The organism is Candidatus Limnocylindrales bacterium (assembly GCA_035626395.1).
Lineage (GTDB): Bacteria > Desulfobacterota > Binatia > UBA1149 > CAITLU01 > DASPNH01.
The window spans coordinates 207,087-222,492 of sequence record DASPNR010000044.1 but is presented as its reverse complement, the minus strand read 5'-3'; the positions used below and the strand labels follow the sequence as shown (position 1 = coordinate 222,492).

Here is a 15,406-nt window from a genome sequence, read left to right as displayed (position 1 = left end):
GGGCGCTGCGCGGCCGTCAAGGGCGCGCGCACTCGTGCCGGGGGATTGCGTCGCCCGGGCGCACGGCGAACGTCGTGCGCACGGCCGCGGCTTTGACACGCCGCCCTCCCGCCCCTATGACGCCCGCCGACGGCAGACGGCCAGGTGGGCGAACTGCCACGGCGGCTCTTTAAATCCGGCCCAGCGAGGTCGGGAAGGGTGCGACCTTGATCCGTACACATTCCACGACATTCGTCTGCGTCCGTGCGCGCGCGGGCAGACCTGCCGGCGACCATTCGCTGGTGGCCTGACGGTGGCGACGGCGAACATGATCACCGCGCGACGACCGCCCGCGGCCGGTGTGCGGCCCGCGCTTCTCGGTAAGACGCTCATCCGCGGCGGCCGCGTCGTCGATCCTGCCACCGGCCGCGACGGCAAGCTCGACCTTCTCATCGAGGACGGCCGCATCTCCGCCATCGGCGCGCCGGGTTCTCTCGATCCCGCGCAGCTCATGATGCCGGGCGTGGCGCCGGCGCTGCCGATCATCGATGCCACCGGCCTCATCGTCGCCCCCGGTTTCCTGGACATGCACGTGCACCTTCGCGAGCCCGGCTTCGAGTACAAGGAGACGATCGAAACGGGCACGCGCGCGGCGGTGGCCGGAGGCGTCACTTCGGTGGCGTGCATGGCCAACACCGATCCGGTCAACGACAACGCGGCCGTCACGAAGTACATCCAGGAACGCGGGTTGATTGCCGGCTACGCCAACGTCTATCCCATCGGCGCCGTCTCGCTGGGGCTCAAGGGCGAGCGCATGGCCGAGTTCGGCGAGATGGTGGAGGCGGGCATCGTCGCCGTCTCCGACGACGGCATGCCGATCGACGACTCCGCGCTCATGCGGCGCGCCCTCGAGTACGCGCGCATGTTCGACCTTCCCGTCATCGCGCACGAGGAGGACTCGGGCCTGTGCTGCGGCGCCGTCATGAACGAGGGCGCCGTCTCGGTGCGGCTGGGGCTGCGCGGGATGCCCTCCGCGGGCGAGTCGGTGATGGTGGCGCGCGACATCGAGCTGGTGCGGGCCACCGGCGGCAAGCTGCACATCGCGCACATTTCGTGCGCCGAGGCCGTCGAGATGGTCCGCCGCGCCAAGGCCGACGGACTGCCGGTGACGGCGGAAGCGGCGCCCCACCATTTCATCCTGGATGAGTCGGCGGTGCTCGGCTACAACACCAACGCCAAGATGAAGCCGCCGCTGCGCGGCCGCCGCGACGTCGAGGCCGTGCGCGAAGGCCTGGCCGACGGCACCATCGACGCCATCGCCACCGATCACGCACCCCATCATCGCGACGAGAAGGTCTGCGAGTTCGACAAGGCCGCCTTCGGCATCGTCGGCCTGGAGACGATGATGCCGCTGGCGCTGGCGCTGGTGCGCGACGGCTACCTCACGCTTTCGCGTGCGATCGAGGCGATGAGCGCGGCGCCGGCTCGCATCCTTTCGGTCGATCGAGGAACGCTGGCGGTGGGGGCGGCGGCGGACGTCACGATCTTCGATCCAAATCGGGAGTGGCGGCTGTCGGCGGACCAGATGATGACCAAGAGCCGCAACACGCCCTTCGACGGCTGGACGATGACGGGCAAGGTCGTGCGCACCATCGTCGGCGGCGCGACGGTCTGGCAGGAAACGGCGCACGCGCCGCTGCGGAAGGGCGCGTGAGCGACTGCGTCAGCATGGAGGCGACGACATTGAAGGCAACGCTGGCATTGGCCGACGGCCGCATCTTTCGCGGCACGGCCTTCGGTGCGGAAGGCAAGACCGGCGGCGAGGTCGTGTTCAACACCTCGATGACCGGCTATCAGGAGATCCTGACCGATCCCTCCTACGACGGTCAGATCGTCGTCATGACGTATCCGGAGATCGGCAACGTGGGCGTCAACTGCGACGACGTCGAGGCCACGCGCCCCTACGTGCAGGGCTTCGTGGTCAAGGAATACTGGGACCGGCCGAGCAACTACCGCGCCGAGACCTCGCTCGGCGCCTACATGAAGCAGCACGGCATCGTGGGCATCGAAGGCATCGACACGCGCGCGCTCGTGCGTCACATCCGCGATCACGGCGCGCAGCAGGCGGTACTGGCAACGGGCGAAGTCGATGAGCAGGCGCTGGTGGCCGAGGCGGCCGCGCGGCCCAGCCTGGTCGGCCAGGACCTGGCGACGCGCGTGACCACGCCGACGTACTATCGCTGGACCGGCTCGACCTGGACGCTGGACAAGCGCTACTCGCGCGCCGCCGACGACGGGCCGCTGGTGGCGGCGTTCGACTACGGCCTCAAGCTCAACATCGCGCGCTGCCTGGCGGCGCACGGATGCCGCGTCGTCGTCGTTCCCGCCGGAACGAGCGCGGAGGAGATCCGTGCGCTGGGCGCCGACGGCCTCTTCCTCTCCAACGGCCCCGGCGATCCGGATGCGGTCCAGGGCGCGGTCGAAGTGGTGCAGGACCTGGCCAGGGACACGCCCACGTTCGGCATCTGTCTGGGCCATCAGATCCTGGCGCTGGCTCTGGGCGGCAAGACCTACAAGATGAAGTTCGGCCATCACGGCGGCAACCAACCCGTGCTCGACATCGATTCGGGCGTCGTCTCCATCACCGCGCAGAACCACGGCTTCGCCGTCGATCCGCAAAGCCTGCCGCCCGACGTGCGCATCACGCACCTGAACCTCAACGACAACACCGTCGAGGGCCTGGCGCACAAGACTCTGCCGGTCTTTTCCGTGCAGTATCACCCGGAGGCGTCGCCGGGCCCGCATGATGCGGCGCCGCTGTTCGAGAAGTTCGTCGAGATGATGAAGCAGCACCGGAAGGACACCGGGCGCGCCTCGCGCGTGCACGAGTTCGAGGCGCGCGACGATCAAACCATTCAGAAGGTTGGCTGAGAAGTGCCCAAACGCGACGACATCAAGAGCATCCTGATCGTGGGCGCCGGGCCCATCGTCATCGGCCAGGCAAGCGAGTTCGACTACTCGGGCACGCAGGCGTGCAAGGCTCTCAAGGAAGAGGGCTACAAGGTGATCCTGGTCAACTCGAACCCGGCCACGATCATGACCGACCCCGAGTTCGCCGACCGCACCTTCGTCGAGCCGCTGACCGCCGATGCGCTGACGGCAATCATCGCGGCCGAGCGTCCCGATGCGCTCCTGCCGACGATGGGCGGCCAGACGGCGCTGAACCTGACGCTCGAGGTGGCCGAGCGCGGGGTGCTCGAGCAGTTCGGCGTGCAGCTGATCGGCGCCAACATCGGCGCGATCAAGAAGGCCGAGGACCGAAACCTCTTCAAGGCCGCGATGTCCAAGATCGGCCTGGATCTGCCGCGCTCCGGCTACGTCGGCAGCATGGAGCAGGGCAGGGAAGTGGTGCGCGAGCTCGGCCTGCCCGTCATCATCCGCCCCTCGCGCACGCTCGGTGGAATGGGCGCCAACATCGCCAAGACGCCGGAGGAGTACGAGAAGTACCTGCAGTGGGCCCTGGAGCTCTCGCCTGTCCACGAGGTGCTGGTCGAGGAGTCCATCGAAGGCTGGAAGGAATACGAGCTGGAGGTGATGCGCGACCGCAAGGACAACGTCGTCATCATCTGCTCGATCGAGAACCTGGACCCGATGGGCGTGCACACCGGCGACTCGATCACGGTGGCGCCGGCGCAGACGCTCACCGACAAGGAATACCAGATCATGCGCGACGCCTCGCTCGCGATCATTCGCGAGATCGGGGTCGATACCGGCGGCTCGAACATCCAGTTCGCGGTCGATCCGAAGAACGGGCGCATGGTCGTCATCGAGATGAACCCGCGCGTGTCCCGCTCCAGCGCGCTCGCCTCCAAGGCCACCGGCTTCCCCATCGCCAAGATCGCCGCCAAACTGGCGGTGGGCCTGACGCTCGACGAAATCCGCAACGACATCACGCGCGAGACGCCGGCCAGCTTCGAGCCGACCATCGACTACGTGGTGACGAAGATCCCGCGTTTCACGTTCGAGAAGTTCAAGGGCGCCGAGGACAGGCTCACCTCGCAGATGCGGTCGGTCGGCGAAGCCATGGCCATCGGGCGCACCTTCAAGGAGAGCCTGCAGAAGGCGCTGCGCTCGCTCGAGACGGGGTCGTACGGATTCGAGTCGCCCGATCCTCTTCCGGACGCCGAGTTCGAGGCGAAGATTGCAACGCCCAATTCGGTGCGCCTGTGGTACGTCGCCGAGGCTTTCCGGCGCGGCTACACGCTCGAACGCATCTTCGAGCTGTCCAAGATCGATCCGTGGTTCCTCGCCAACATCGAGCAGATCGTGGCGATGGAGGCCGACCTGTCCTCGCGCGGGGGCCTTCCGGCCGTCAGCAAGGAAGCGCTGCGCAAGGCCAAGCAGTGGGGGTTCTCCGACCGCCGCCTGGCCACTCTCCTGCAGACCGACGAGAAGACCGTGCGCGAGCGGCGCCGCCGCGACGGCATCCAGCCCGTCTTCAAGATGGTCGACACCTGCGCCGCCGAGTTCGTCGCCTTCACGCCCTACCTGTACTCGACCTACGAGGAAGAGGACGAGGCGCCGCCAACGGATCGCCGCAAGATCATCATCCTCGGCGGCGGGCCCAATCGCATCGGCCAGGGCATCGAGTTCGACTACTGCTGCGTGCACGCGGCGTTCGCGCTGAAGGAGGCCGGCTTCGAGACCATCATGGTCAACTGCAACCCGGAGATGGTCTCGACCGACTACGACACCTCGGACCGGCTCTACTTCGAGCCGCTGACGCTCGAGGACGTGCTTTCGATCGTGCGGCGCGAGAACCCGGTCGGCGTCATCGTGCAGTTCGGCGGACAGACGCCTCTGAAGCTCGCCAAGGCGCTGGAGGCCGAGGGCGTGCCCATCATCGGCACTCCTCCCGAGGCCATCGATCGCGCCGAGGACCGCGAGCTGTTCTCGAAGCTCCTGGACAAGCTGGCGCTCAAGCAGCCGCCTTCGGGCACGGCGCGCACGGTGGAGCAGGCCGAGGAGATCGCACGGCGCCTGACGCTGCCGATCCTGGTGCGGCCTTCCTACGTCCTCGGCGGACGGTCGATGGAGATCGTGCACGAGTTCGAGCACCTGCGCCGCTACATGCAGAACGCGATCAAGACCTCTCCCGATCATCCGATCCTGATCGACAAGTTCCTCGATCACGCCATCGAGGTCGATGTCGATGCGATCTCGGACGGCACCGAGGTCGTGATCGGCGGCATCATGGAGCACATCGAGGCCGCCGGCGTGCACTCCGGCGACAGCGCGTGCTCGATTCCCGCCTGGTCGCTCAGCATCGAGATCCAGGATGAGATCCGCCGCCAGACGGTCGCCATGGCGCGCGAGCTCGGCGTGCGCGGCCTCATGAACGTGCAGTTCGCGGTGGTCGGCGACGAAGTCTACGTGCTGGAGGTCAATCCGCGCGCCTCCCGCACCGTACCCTTCGTCTCCAAGGCCATCGGCCGTCCGCTGGCCAAGCTTGCCGCGCGTGCGATGGCGGGGGAGACGCTGGCGCAGCTCGGCTTCACCGACGAGATCATTCCCGCCTATGTTTCGGTGAAGGAGGCGGTGTTCCCGTTCATCAAGTTTCCGGGCGTCGACACGCTCCTGGGCCCGGAGATGAAGTCCACCGGCGAGGTGATGGGCATCGACAAGCGCTTCGGCCTCGCCTTTGCCAAGGCCGAGGAGGCCGCGGGCAACCGGCTGCCGTCGAGCGGCACCGTGCTGGTGAGCGTGCGGCCCGAGGATCGCGAGCGCATCGGCCGCGTGGCGCGGCGTCTGGTGGAGGCGGACCTGAGCCTGATGGCCACCGAGGGGACCGCCGAGTATCTCTCCAGCCTCGGCCTGGAATGCCTTGCGGTGAAGAAGGTGAGCGAGGGCGCGCCCAACACCGTCGATGCGATTCGCGGCGGCCAGGTCTGCCTGGTGATCAATACGGTGGGCACGCCCGAAGCGGTGCGCGACTCGTTCACGATGCGGCGGGCGGCGCTGGAGAGCGCGGTGCCGTACTTCACGACGATCGCGGGCGCAGCGGCGGCCGCCGAAGGGATGTTCCTGCGCAAGGGGCATGGCGTGCGCGTCACCGCGCTGCAGGACTTCCACGCGGGGAAGTGGAGCTGAGATCGCCGCGCGTCCGCCAGCTCGACCGCAGTCGGCAACCCGGCACGGCTGGTGCCGACGGTAAAACGCTCCGACCAACAGCTCGTGCGGATTCGCCAGGCACCAATGCTTGCGGGTGCACCGGGCCGCTGGCTTTTTTCCATGACCGCGATGAATTGAGCCGGTGCAGCTGACCGACTCCGTCCAGTTCATCAAGGGCGTGGGCCCGCGTCGGGGCGAGCTGCTCGAGAAGGCCGGGCTTCGCACGCTCGAAGACCTGCTGTTCCATCTGCCGTTCCGGTACGAGGATCGCCGTTCCATCACCACGCTGCGCGAGGCCGGCACCGGCGGCGAGGCCACCGTGGTCGGCCGCATCACGGGCGTGCGCGAGCATAGGCGGCCGGGGCGGCGCGGCGCGATCCTGCGCGCGCTCCTGGCCGACGAGAGCGGCTGGGCCGAGCTCCTCTGGTTCCATCAGACGGCGTATTTCAAGGAGCGCATTCGCGAGGGCACGGCGTGGCTCGTGCACGGGCGCGTCGAGGCCTCGCCGCGCGGCGGGCTGCAGATCGTGCATCCGGAGATCGAAGCGATCACGATCGCCGACGACGAGATCGACGCGGCGGCGCAGGCTCGCGCGGCGCGCTCGCCCGCGGCGGCGGGATCCGGGGCCCAGCTGCGTACGCTGGCGTCGCGCCTGGCGCGCATCCTGCCGGTCTATCAGAAGCCCGGGGAGATCCCGCTCGGCGCGATGCGCCGCATCGTCGCGCAGGTCGTCGACGAGCTGTGCCAGGACGCAGCCACCGTGCTGCCCGAGCCGGTGCGCCGCAGCGCGCGCCTGATGCCGGTCGCGCAGGCTCTGCGTTACGTGCATGCACCGCCGCCGGATGCAGACATCGAGGCGCTGCACGCATCGGCCACCGAAGCCCACCGCTCGCTGATCTTCGAGGAGCTGTTCGCGCTGCAGGTGGGCATGAGCCTTCGGCGCGCCGAGCGCCAGCGGCAGCCCGGCATCGTGCTGCCGCGCAGCGATGAGCGCATACGCGGCTTCTTCGCGCGGCTGCCGTTCACGCCCACGCGTGCGCAAAAACGAGTGATTCACGAGATCGCCGGCGACATGGCGCGCGAGCAGCCGATGAATCGCCTGGTGCACGGCGACGTCGGCAGCGGCAAGACGGTCGTCGCCTTCGCTGCTGCGCTGCAGGCGATCGCCGCCGGCTACCAGGCGGCGGTGATGGCGCCGACCGAGCTGCTGGCCGAGCAGCACTTCGCCACGATGCGGCCGTGGGCGGAGGCCGAAGGGATCGAGATCCGCCTGCTCACCGGCAGCCTGAAAGCGGCGGCGGCGCGCGAGGTGCGCGAGGCCATCGCCGGCGGACACGCGGGCCTGATCGTCGGGACGCACGCGCTGATCCAGGAGACGACGGACTTTGCGCGCCTGGGCCTGGCCATCGTCGACGAACAGCACCGTTTCGGCGTCATGCAGCGGCAGGCGATTCAGACTTCCGCGGTCGGGGCCGACGGCCGCGCCGGCGCACGCGCGGATACGCTGCTGCTGACCGCCACGCCCATTCCGCGCACGCTGTCGCTGACGCTCTACGGTGACCTCGACGTCAGCTTCCTCGACGAGCTGCCGCCGGGCCGCCAGCCGGTGACGACGCGGGTGATCCGCACCAGCGCTCGCGGCCGTCTCTACGAGCGAATGGCGGCCGCGATGCGCGAGGGCCGCCAGTGCTACATCGTCTACCCGCTCATCGAGGAGTCGGAGGCCATGGACGTTGCCGATGCCACGTCGATGGCCGAGCAGCTCAAGCAGACGGTCTTCCGAGAGTTTCGCGTGGGGCTGCTGCACGGTCGCATGAAGGCGAGCGAGAAGGATGCCGTCATGCGCAGCTTCAAGGCGGGGGACGTGCAGGTGCTGGTTGCCACCACCGTCATCGAGGTCGGAATCGACGTTCCCAACGCCACGATCATGGTCATCGAGCACGCCGAGCGCTTCGGCCTGGCGCAGCTCCATCAGCTTCGCGGCAGGGTGGGGCGCGGCTCGCAGGAGTCCTTCTGCTGCCTGGTTGCCGACGTCGGCCAGAGCACCGAGTCCTTTGAGCGATTGCGCGTGATGGAATCGACCAACGACGGCTTCGCGGTTGCCGAAGCGGACCTGAAGCTGCGAGGGCCGGGCGAATATCTGGGCACGCGGCAGGCCGGAGCGCCGAGCTTCCGCGCCGCCAATCTGGTGCGCGACGCCGAGCTGCTCGCGAGCGCCCGTCAGGCCGCCACGCAGTGGCTCGAGAAGGACCCGCGGCTCGCGCTGCCGGAGTCGGCCGAGCTGCGCCGCGCCATCGAGCAGCGCTGGGCTGGGCGGCTCGACCTGAGCCAGGTCGGGTAGGACGACGCCGCGGTGCAGTGGATAGCTGGCCTCTCCACTTGACTTCCGGTCTCAAACGGCCGATTCAATCACGCGATTGAAACGGGTGCTGGCTTGGCCATCCGCGCGAACAGACCGGACAACGGAGCGGGGGACGAAAAGGATCCCCGCGCTACCAAGGAGCGCATCCTCGACGCCGCCGAGGCGCTGTTTGCCCGCCAGGGCTTCTCCGCCACGTCCCTTCGCAACGTCATCGCGGACGCCGGCGTCAATCTTGCCGCCGTCCATTACCACTACGGCTCGAAGGACGAGCTGATCCGTGCCGTCTTTGGCCGGCGCTTCGATCCCGTCAACCGGGAGCGGCTCGCCCTGCTCGACGATCTGCAGGAGCGGCATCGCGACCGCAGCATTCCAATCGAGAACATCCTCGAGCTGCTCATGCTTCCGGTGATGAAGGCCGCGCGCGAGCAGGCCGACGGCTGGTCGGTCATCGCCACGCTCGTCGGACGCGTGCACACCGAGCCCGAGCTCGCGATCCGCCAGATCTTCTACGAGCAGTTCGACGAGGTGGGCGAACGATTCGTCGAAGCGTTGCACCAGCAGCTGCCGCATCTTCCACGCGAGGAGCTGTTCTACCGCTTTCACTTCGCCATCGCCGCGATGGCGGCATCGCTGGTGCATCCGGACGAAGTGAAGCTCCTGTCGAAGGGTCGGATCGATCCCAATGCGGACACGGCGCTGTTCGTCCGGCGCTGGGTGACGTTCGTTGCCGCCGGCCTGCGCGCGCCGGCCATCGATACCAGCTCGCGCGACGAGGACGAGCGATGAAAGCGCGCGTGCGGCAGCAGCGACGGCGCGGCCGCTGGAGGTCGCCGGCGATGATGCTGATGGCAGCCGCGTGCTGCGGCTGCGCGATGTCGGCGGAAAACAATCGCGCCGTGCTGGAGACGAAGGCGTCCGTGGCCGCCATGACGCCGCCGCAATGGGTCGCGGGCGGTGACGGCGCCGGCGGCGAGATCCGGCCGCAGTGGTGGCAGGAGCTGGGCGATCCGACGCTGGACGCGCTGATCCTCGAAGCGCTCGCGAGCAATCTCGATCTGCAGCAGGCGGCCGCGCGCGTGCTGGCGGCGCAGGCAGAGGCGCGCATCGCGGGGGCCGATCTGTATCCGCAGCTTCAGCTCGGCACCAATGCCGCGCGCAGCCGTCAGGTCTTCACGGGCTTTCCCGACATCGTTCCGACGGCGACCAATGCCGATGGCGGCACCACCAACGCCGACAGCGGCCCGCTGAGCAGCACCTCCAACAACTTCGGCGTTTCCCTCGATCTGAGCTGGGAGCTCGACCTCTGGGGCCGCATCCGTGCGACGCACAAGGCCGCGGCGGCCGAGGCCGAAGCCGCACGCGTCGCCTATGAAGGCGCGCGCCTCTCGCTGGCGGCGCAGGTGGCCAAGGCGTGGTTCGCGCTCGTGGAGGCGCGCGAGCAGCTCGCGCTGGCCGAGGCTACCCGCCAGAGCTACCTGCAGAGCAGCGCACACGTCACCGAGCGCTACGAACGCGGCACGCGCTCGCCGCTCGACGTGCGGCTGTCGCTGACGCAGACATCGGCCGCCGATGCTCGCGTCGCGCAGCGTCGCTCGCTGCTCGAGCGCACGGCGCGGCAGCTCGAGGTCCTGCTCGGCCGCTACCCGGCGGCCGACCTCGTTCCCACCGGTGCGCTCGATCAGCCGGTGGCGGCCGTGCCCGCAGGCATCCCTGCCGAGCTGCTGGCGCGCCGTCCCGATCTTGCCGAAGCCGAGCAGCGCGTGTTCGCCGCCGATCGTCGCCTCTACGCCGCCAGGGCCTCGCTGCTTCCACGCCTGGCCATCACCGGCAGCGCCGGAACGCTCAGCGACGATCTGGCCGACCTTCTCGACGGCGATTTCGCGGTCTGGACCATCGCCGCCAATCTGGTGCAGCCGTTGTTCCAGGGCGGTCGCCTGCGCGGCGCGGTCGCCCGAGCCGATGCCGGCACGCACGCCTCCATGGCCGAATACGCATCGGTTGCGTTGCGTGCGTTTTCCGAGGTCGAGACGGCGCTTGCCGACGAGCGGCATCTTGCGCAGATCGTCGACGCCCTGGCGCGAGCGGCCGAGCAGTCGGAAGCCGCCGAGCAGCTCGCGGCCGAGCGCTACTATGGCGGTCTGGAAAGCTACGTGACGGTTCTGCAGGCACAGCGCAGCTCGCTGGAGGCGCGCGCGGCGCTTCTGGATGCGCGGCGCCAGCGCCTGGAAACGCGGATCAACCTCTATCTTGCGCTCGGCGGCGGGTTCGCGGCGCCTGCGACGACCGACCGAGGCGGCCACGACGCCGGCAGACGCGAAGCGCGAAACGCCCCATCATCCACAGGCGAGCCGGCATAGCGGCGAATGCAGCCAGGCAGGGCTTCGTGACGGTATGAACAAGAAGGTTCTGTTTCCGCTGCTGACGCTGATGGGCACGATCGTGATCGCGGTGCTGATGGTCGTTGCGCGCCCGCAGGCCGAGCCCGAGATCCATACGCCGCCCGCGCCGCTGGTGCGCGTCGTGCGCGTCGAGGCCGCTGAGGAGCGTCTGATCGTTCGCGCGCAGGGGCGCGTGGCGCCGCGCACCGAGATCGATCTCGTTGCGGAAGTGTCGGGCAAGATCCTGGACGTCGCGCCGTCGCTGGCCAGCGGCGGCTTCTTTTCTGCCGGCGACGTCCTGGTTCGCATCGAAGCACACGACTACGAGCTGGCGGTGGAGCGCGCCAAGGCCGACGTCGCGCAGGCCGAGGTCAAGGTGGCGATGGAGGAAGCAGAGGCGGAGGTGGCGGTTCGAGAGTGGAAGTCGCTGCGGGGCGGGAATGCCCCGCCACTGGTGGCGCGGCGGCCGCAGATGGCCGAAGCGCGCGCACGTCTGGCGGCTGCGCGCGCCGTGCTCGAGCAGGCCAAGACCGATCTTGCGCGCACCGTCGTGCGAGCGCCGTTCGATGGCCGCGTGCGAAGCGAGCAGGTCGACAGGGGGCAGTACGTGGCGCGCGGCACGCCGCTGGCGCGCCTGTATTCGACCGATGCCGCCGAGATCCGCGTGCCGCTGCCGGATGAGGACCTGGCCTTTCTCGACGTCGATCTGGGGTTCCGCGGCGATGGCGCGCCGCCGGCAGGGCCCGAGGCCATCGTGCGCGCGCGCTTCGCAGGCCGCGAGCATCGCTGGAGCGGACGCATCGTGCGCACCGAGGGCCAGGTCGATCCGGCCACGCACGTCATCCACGCCATCGTCGAGGTGCGCGATCCGTACGCACGCGTGGATGCCGATCGTCCGCCGCTGGCTGCCGGAATGTTCGTCGACGTCGACGTGCTGGGAAAGAAGGTCGCGGGCGTGATCGCGGTTCCGCGGGCGGCCATGCGAGGCCCCGACCGCGTCCTCGTCGTCGACGAGAACGACCGCCTGCACTTCCGCGACGTGCGCGTGCTGCGCCGCGAGAGCGATCGCGTCCTGGTTGCCGAAGGGCTTCGCGGCGGCGAGCGGGTGTGCGTTTCGCCGCTGGAGGTTGCCGTGGAGGCGATGCAGGTGCGCGTGGAGGAGGGCAAGGCCGATGCAACGAGCAAGCCGCTGGCCATCGGCGTCACCGACGACGGTCAGGGGCACGGCACATGAACCGCGTCATCGCCTGGTTTGCGGCCAACAGCGTCGCCGCCAACCTGCTGATCGCCGTCATCTTCGTCGGCGGACTGCTGACGCTGCCCACGATCAAGCAGGAGATCTTCCCCGAGTTCGAGACCGACATGGTCACGGTGTCGGTGCTGTACCCGGGCGCTTCGCCGGCCGAGATCGAGGAGACCATCAACATCCGCATCGAGGAGAAGATCGCCGGGCTGGAGGGCGTCAAGAAGATCACCTCGACGGCCGCCGAGAACGTCGGCGCGGTCGTGGTGCAGGCGCAGACCGGAACGAGCCCTCGCGAGCTGCTCGACGACGTCAAGAGCCAGGTCGATGCCATCGACAGCTTCCCGGTCGAGGCCGAGGAGCCCATCGTCTCGGAGGTCACCATCCGCTACCACGTCATCTCGGTCGCCATCTACGGCGACACCGACGAGATGACGCTCAAGCGACTCGGCGAGCAGGTGCGCGACGAGCTGTCGGCGACGCCCGTCATCTCGCAGGTCGATCTGGTGGGTGCGCGCCCCTACGAGATCAGCATCGAAGTGTCCGAGGAGACGCTGCGGCGCTACGGCCTGACCTTCGATGAGGTCGCCGAAGTCGTTCGCCGCTCCTCGCTCGATCTTCCCGGCGGCTCCATCCGCGCGCAGGCGGGCGAGATCCTGCTGCGTACCAAGGGGCAGGCCTACGTCGGCGCCGAGTTCGAGAAGCTCGTGCTGCGCACGCGCCCCGACGGCACGCGGCTGCTGCTCGGCGACATCGCCACCATCCGCGACGCCTTTGCCGAGACCGACCAGGGCGCGCGTTTCGACGGCAAGCCGGCCGTGCTGCTCGACATCGGCAGAGTCGGCGATCAGAGCGCGCTCGAGATTTCGACGGTCGTGCGCGAGTACACCAGCAACATGCAGCGGCGCCTGCCGCCGGGCGTCTCCATCACGACCTGGAACGACGAGGCGCGCATCCTTCGCAGCCGCATCCACACGCTGGCCAACGACGGAATCCAGGGGCTGATCCTGGTGTTCGTCAATCTTGCGCTGTTCCTGCAGATGCGCCTTGCGCTGTGGGTGACGTTCAGCATTCCCGTCTCGCTGCTGGGAACGCTGTGGCTGATGCCGACGCTGGACATCTCGATCAACCTGCTGTCGCTGTTCTGCTTCATCATGGTGCTCGGCATCGTCGTCGACGATGCAACGGTGATCGCCGAGAACGTCTACAAGAAGAAGGAGGACGGCCTGCGCGGCCTCGACGCCGTCATCGCCGGCACCACCGAGCTGTCCAAGCCGGTGATCTTCGGCGTGCTGACGACGTGCTCGGCCTTCCTGCCGATGCTGTGGCTGCCCGGAGCCACCGGCAAGATCATGCGCACGTTTCCGCTGGCGGTGATCCCGGCGCTGCTGTTCTCGCTGGTCGACTCGCAGCTGACGCTGCCGGCCCACCTGCGGCACGTGGTCGCGCACGACGAGAAAAAGAACGTCGGGCCCATCGCGATGCGATGGCGCGCCATTCAGGACAAGTGCAACGCCGGCCTTCAGTGGTTCGTCGGCACGATCTACTCGCCGTTCCTCGAACGGGCACTGGAGTGGAGATACTGGACCGCATCGTTCGCGGCTTCGGTCGTCATTCTCGGCATAGCCGCGGTGATGGGCGGCTGGATCGGACTGGCCTGGTTCCCCGAGGCCGAAGCCGACAACGTCGTGGCGCTGCTGACGATGCCGCAGGGAACGCCGCGGGAAGTGACGGCGGGCGTGCTCGCGCGCCTGGAGGCGTCGGCCGAGCAGCTTCGCAAGGAGCTCGACGCGGAGACCGAGACGCCCGGCGGCGCGTTCCGGCACGTGCTGTCGACGGTGGGCGAGCAGCCGTACCGAGCCGCGCAGCGTCGCAACGCGGGCCTGTCCGAGGGCGCGAGCACGGGCTCCCACCTCGGCGAAGTGAACCTGCAATTGGCGGCGTCCGAGGAGCGCGACTTCGACAGCGCGATGGTCGCGCGGCGCTGGCGCGAGCTGACCGGTCCGGTGGCCGACGCGACCGAGCTGCTCTACACGGCAAGCCTGTTCAATCCGGGGCCGCCGATCGCCATTCAGCTCGCCAGCACGCACATGCACGACCTGCAGGAAGCGGCCTCGCGTCTGAAAAACGCCATCGGCCAGTATCCGGGCGTCTACGGCGTGGCCGACTCGTTCCGACCCGGCAAGGAAGAGATCAAGCTCGTCATCAAGCCCGAAGGCGAAGCGCTCGGACTGACGCTGTCGGACCTGGCGCGGCAGGTGCGCCAGGGCTTCTACGGCGAGGAGGCGCAGCGCGTCGCGCGCGGCCGCGAAGACATCAAGGTCATGGTGCGCTATCCCGAGGAGCAGCGCCGCACGCTGGCCACGCTCGAGGACATGCGCGTGCGCACTCCGTCGGGCGCCGAGGTTCCCTTCGCCACCGTCGCCGACGTGCAGTTCGGCCGTGGCTACGCGCTGATCGAACGTGCCGACCGCAGCAGGGTCGTGCAGGTGACGGCTGAGGTGGACCCGCGCGCCGGCAACGCGAACAAGATCGTGGCCGACGTGCAGAAGACGATCCTGCCGAGCCTGGTCTCGGACTACCCGGGCCTGACCTGGGACTTCGAGGGCGAGCAGCGAGAGCAGCGCGAGGCGATGTCGAGCATGATGGCCGGCCTCGGGGTCAGCCTGGTCATGATCTTCGCGCTCATGGCCATCCCGCTGCGCTCCTACATCCATCCGATGATGGTCATGAGCGCCATTCCGTTCGGCGTCATCGGCGCGATCTTCGCGCACGGCATGCTCGGGCTGGACCTTACGTTCCTGTCGATCTTCGGCATCGTCGCCCTGGTGGGCGTGGTGGTGAACGACAGCCTGGTTCTGGTCGACTACATCAACGAGCGGCGAGCGGAAGGACGGCCCGCGGTCGAGGTCGTGCGCGAGGCCGGCCCTGCGCGCTTCCGCGCAATCTTCCTGACTTCCTCGACGACGTTCATCGGCCTGGTGCCGATCCTGACCGAGCGCAGCCTGCAGGCGCAGTTCCTGGTGCCGATGGCCGTGTCGCTGGGTTTCGGCGTCGTCTTCGCGACGTTCGTCTCGCTGGTGCTGGTGCCGTGCCTGTATCTGATCGTCGAGGATCTGCGGCTGCTGCCGGCGATGGTGCGGCAGCGATCGCTGCGGCCGACGGTGACGCTGCCCGTGCTCGGTGCGCGCCCGCCGCGCCGGCCGCGGCCGGAAGCCGAGCAGTCCTAGGGATCACCGGCGCGCCAGCTGCGGCTGCTCGAGTCGGGCTGGC

Annotated in this window: 8 protein-coding genes; all 8 read left to right on the top strand. The window is 68.7% G+C overall.

The window, feature by feature from the left end; translation table 11 throughout:
• The first annotated feature begins 307 nt into the window (after window positions 1-307).
• The 8 genes from VEC57_20380 to VEC57_20345 all read left to right on the top strand — a co-directional run bounded on the left by VEC57_20380 (window position 308) and on the right by VEC57_20345 (window position 15,363).
• The gene (locus VEC57_20380) at window positions 308-1,693 is read left to right on the top strand and encodes a dihydroorotase (protein HYC01500.1); all 1,386 of its coding nucleotides are present in this window, start codon (window positions 308-310) and stop codon (window positions 1,691-1,693) included.
• Window positions 1,690-2,910 carry a glutamine-hydrolyzing carbamoyl-phosphate synthase small subunit gene (gene carA / locus VEC57_20375; GenBank protein ID HYC01499.1) on the top strand — a complete coding sequence of 407 codons (1,221 nt, stop codon included), beginning with the start codon at window positions 1,690-1,692 and terminating at the stop codon, window positions 2,908-2,910. Before VEC57_20380 ends, carA begins: the two co-directional genes overlap by 4 nt.
• A gap of 3 nt (window positions 2,911-2,913) precedes the next feature.
• Window positions 2,914-6,129, top strand: a complete 3,216-nt coding sequence (carB, locus tag VEC57_20370) for a carbamoyl-phosphate synthase large subunit (GenBank protein ID HYC01498.1) — start codon at window positions 2,914-2,916, stop codon at window positions 6,127-6,129.
• Between the two features lie 163 nt (window positions 6,130-6,292).
• Window positions 6,293-8,491 carry an ATP-dependent DNA helicase RecG gene (recG, locus tag VEC57_20365; GenBank protein ID HYC01497.1) on the top strand — a complete coding sequence of 733 codons (2,199 nt, stop codon included), beginning with the start codon at window positions 6,293-6,295 and terminating at the stop codon, window positions 8,489-8,491.
• Window positions 8,492-8,584: 93 nt separating this feature from the next.
• Window positions 8,585-9,298 (top strand): TetR/AcrR family transcriptional regulator, encoded by a 714-nt coding sequence (locus VEC57_20360; protein HYC01496.1) that lies wholly within the window; start codon window positions 8,585-8,587, stop codon window positions 9,296-9,298.
• Window positions 9,295-10,869: an efflux transporter outer membrane subunit gene (locus VEC57_20355; protein ID HYC01495.1), complete on the top strand. Its 1,575-nt coding sequence runs from the start codon at window positions 9,295-9,297 to the stop codon at window positions 10,867-10,869. The genes VEC57_20360 and VEC57_20355 overlap by 4 nt, the downstream gene beginning before the upstream one ends.
• A gap of 34 nt (window positions 10,870-10,903) precedes the next feature.
• Window positions 10,904-12,124: an efflux RND transporter periplasmic adaptor subunit gene (locus tag VEC57_20350; protein HYC01494.1), complete on the top strand. Its 1,221-nt coding sequence runs from the start codon at window positions 10,904-10,906 to the stop codon at window positions 12,122-12,124.
• Window positions 12,121-15,363: an efflux RND transporter permease subunit gene (locus tag VEC57_20345; protein HYC01493.1), complete on the top strand. Its 3,243-nt coding sequence runs from the start codon at window positions 12,121-12,123 to the stop codon at window positions 15,361-15,363. The genes VEC57_20350 and VEC57_20345 overlap by 4 nt, the downstream gene beginning before the upstream one ends.
• Window positions 15,364-15,406 lie beyond the last annotated feature (43 nt).

What these genes read in the sequence shown, in the direction of transcription:
- VEC57_20380 (HYC01500.1), top strand. Translation starts at nt 308, where the DNA reads ATGATCACCGCGCGACGACCGCCCGCGGCCGGTGTGCGGCCCGCGCTT.
- VEC57_20355 (HYC01495.1), top strand. Translation starts at nt 9,295, where the DNA reads ATGAAAGCGCGCGTGCGGCAGCAGCGACGGCGCGGCCGCTGGAGGTCG.
- VEC57_20350 (HYC01494.1), top strand. Translation starts at nt 10,904, where the DNA reads ATGAACAAGAAGGTTCTGTTTCCGCTGCTGACGCTGATGGGCACGATC.
- VEC57_20345 (HYC01493.1), top strand. Translation starts at nt 12,121, where the DNA reads ATGAACCGCGTCATCGCCTGGTTTGCGGCCAACAGCGTCGCCGCCAAC.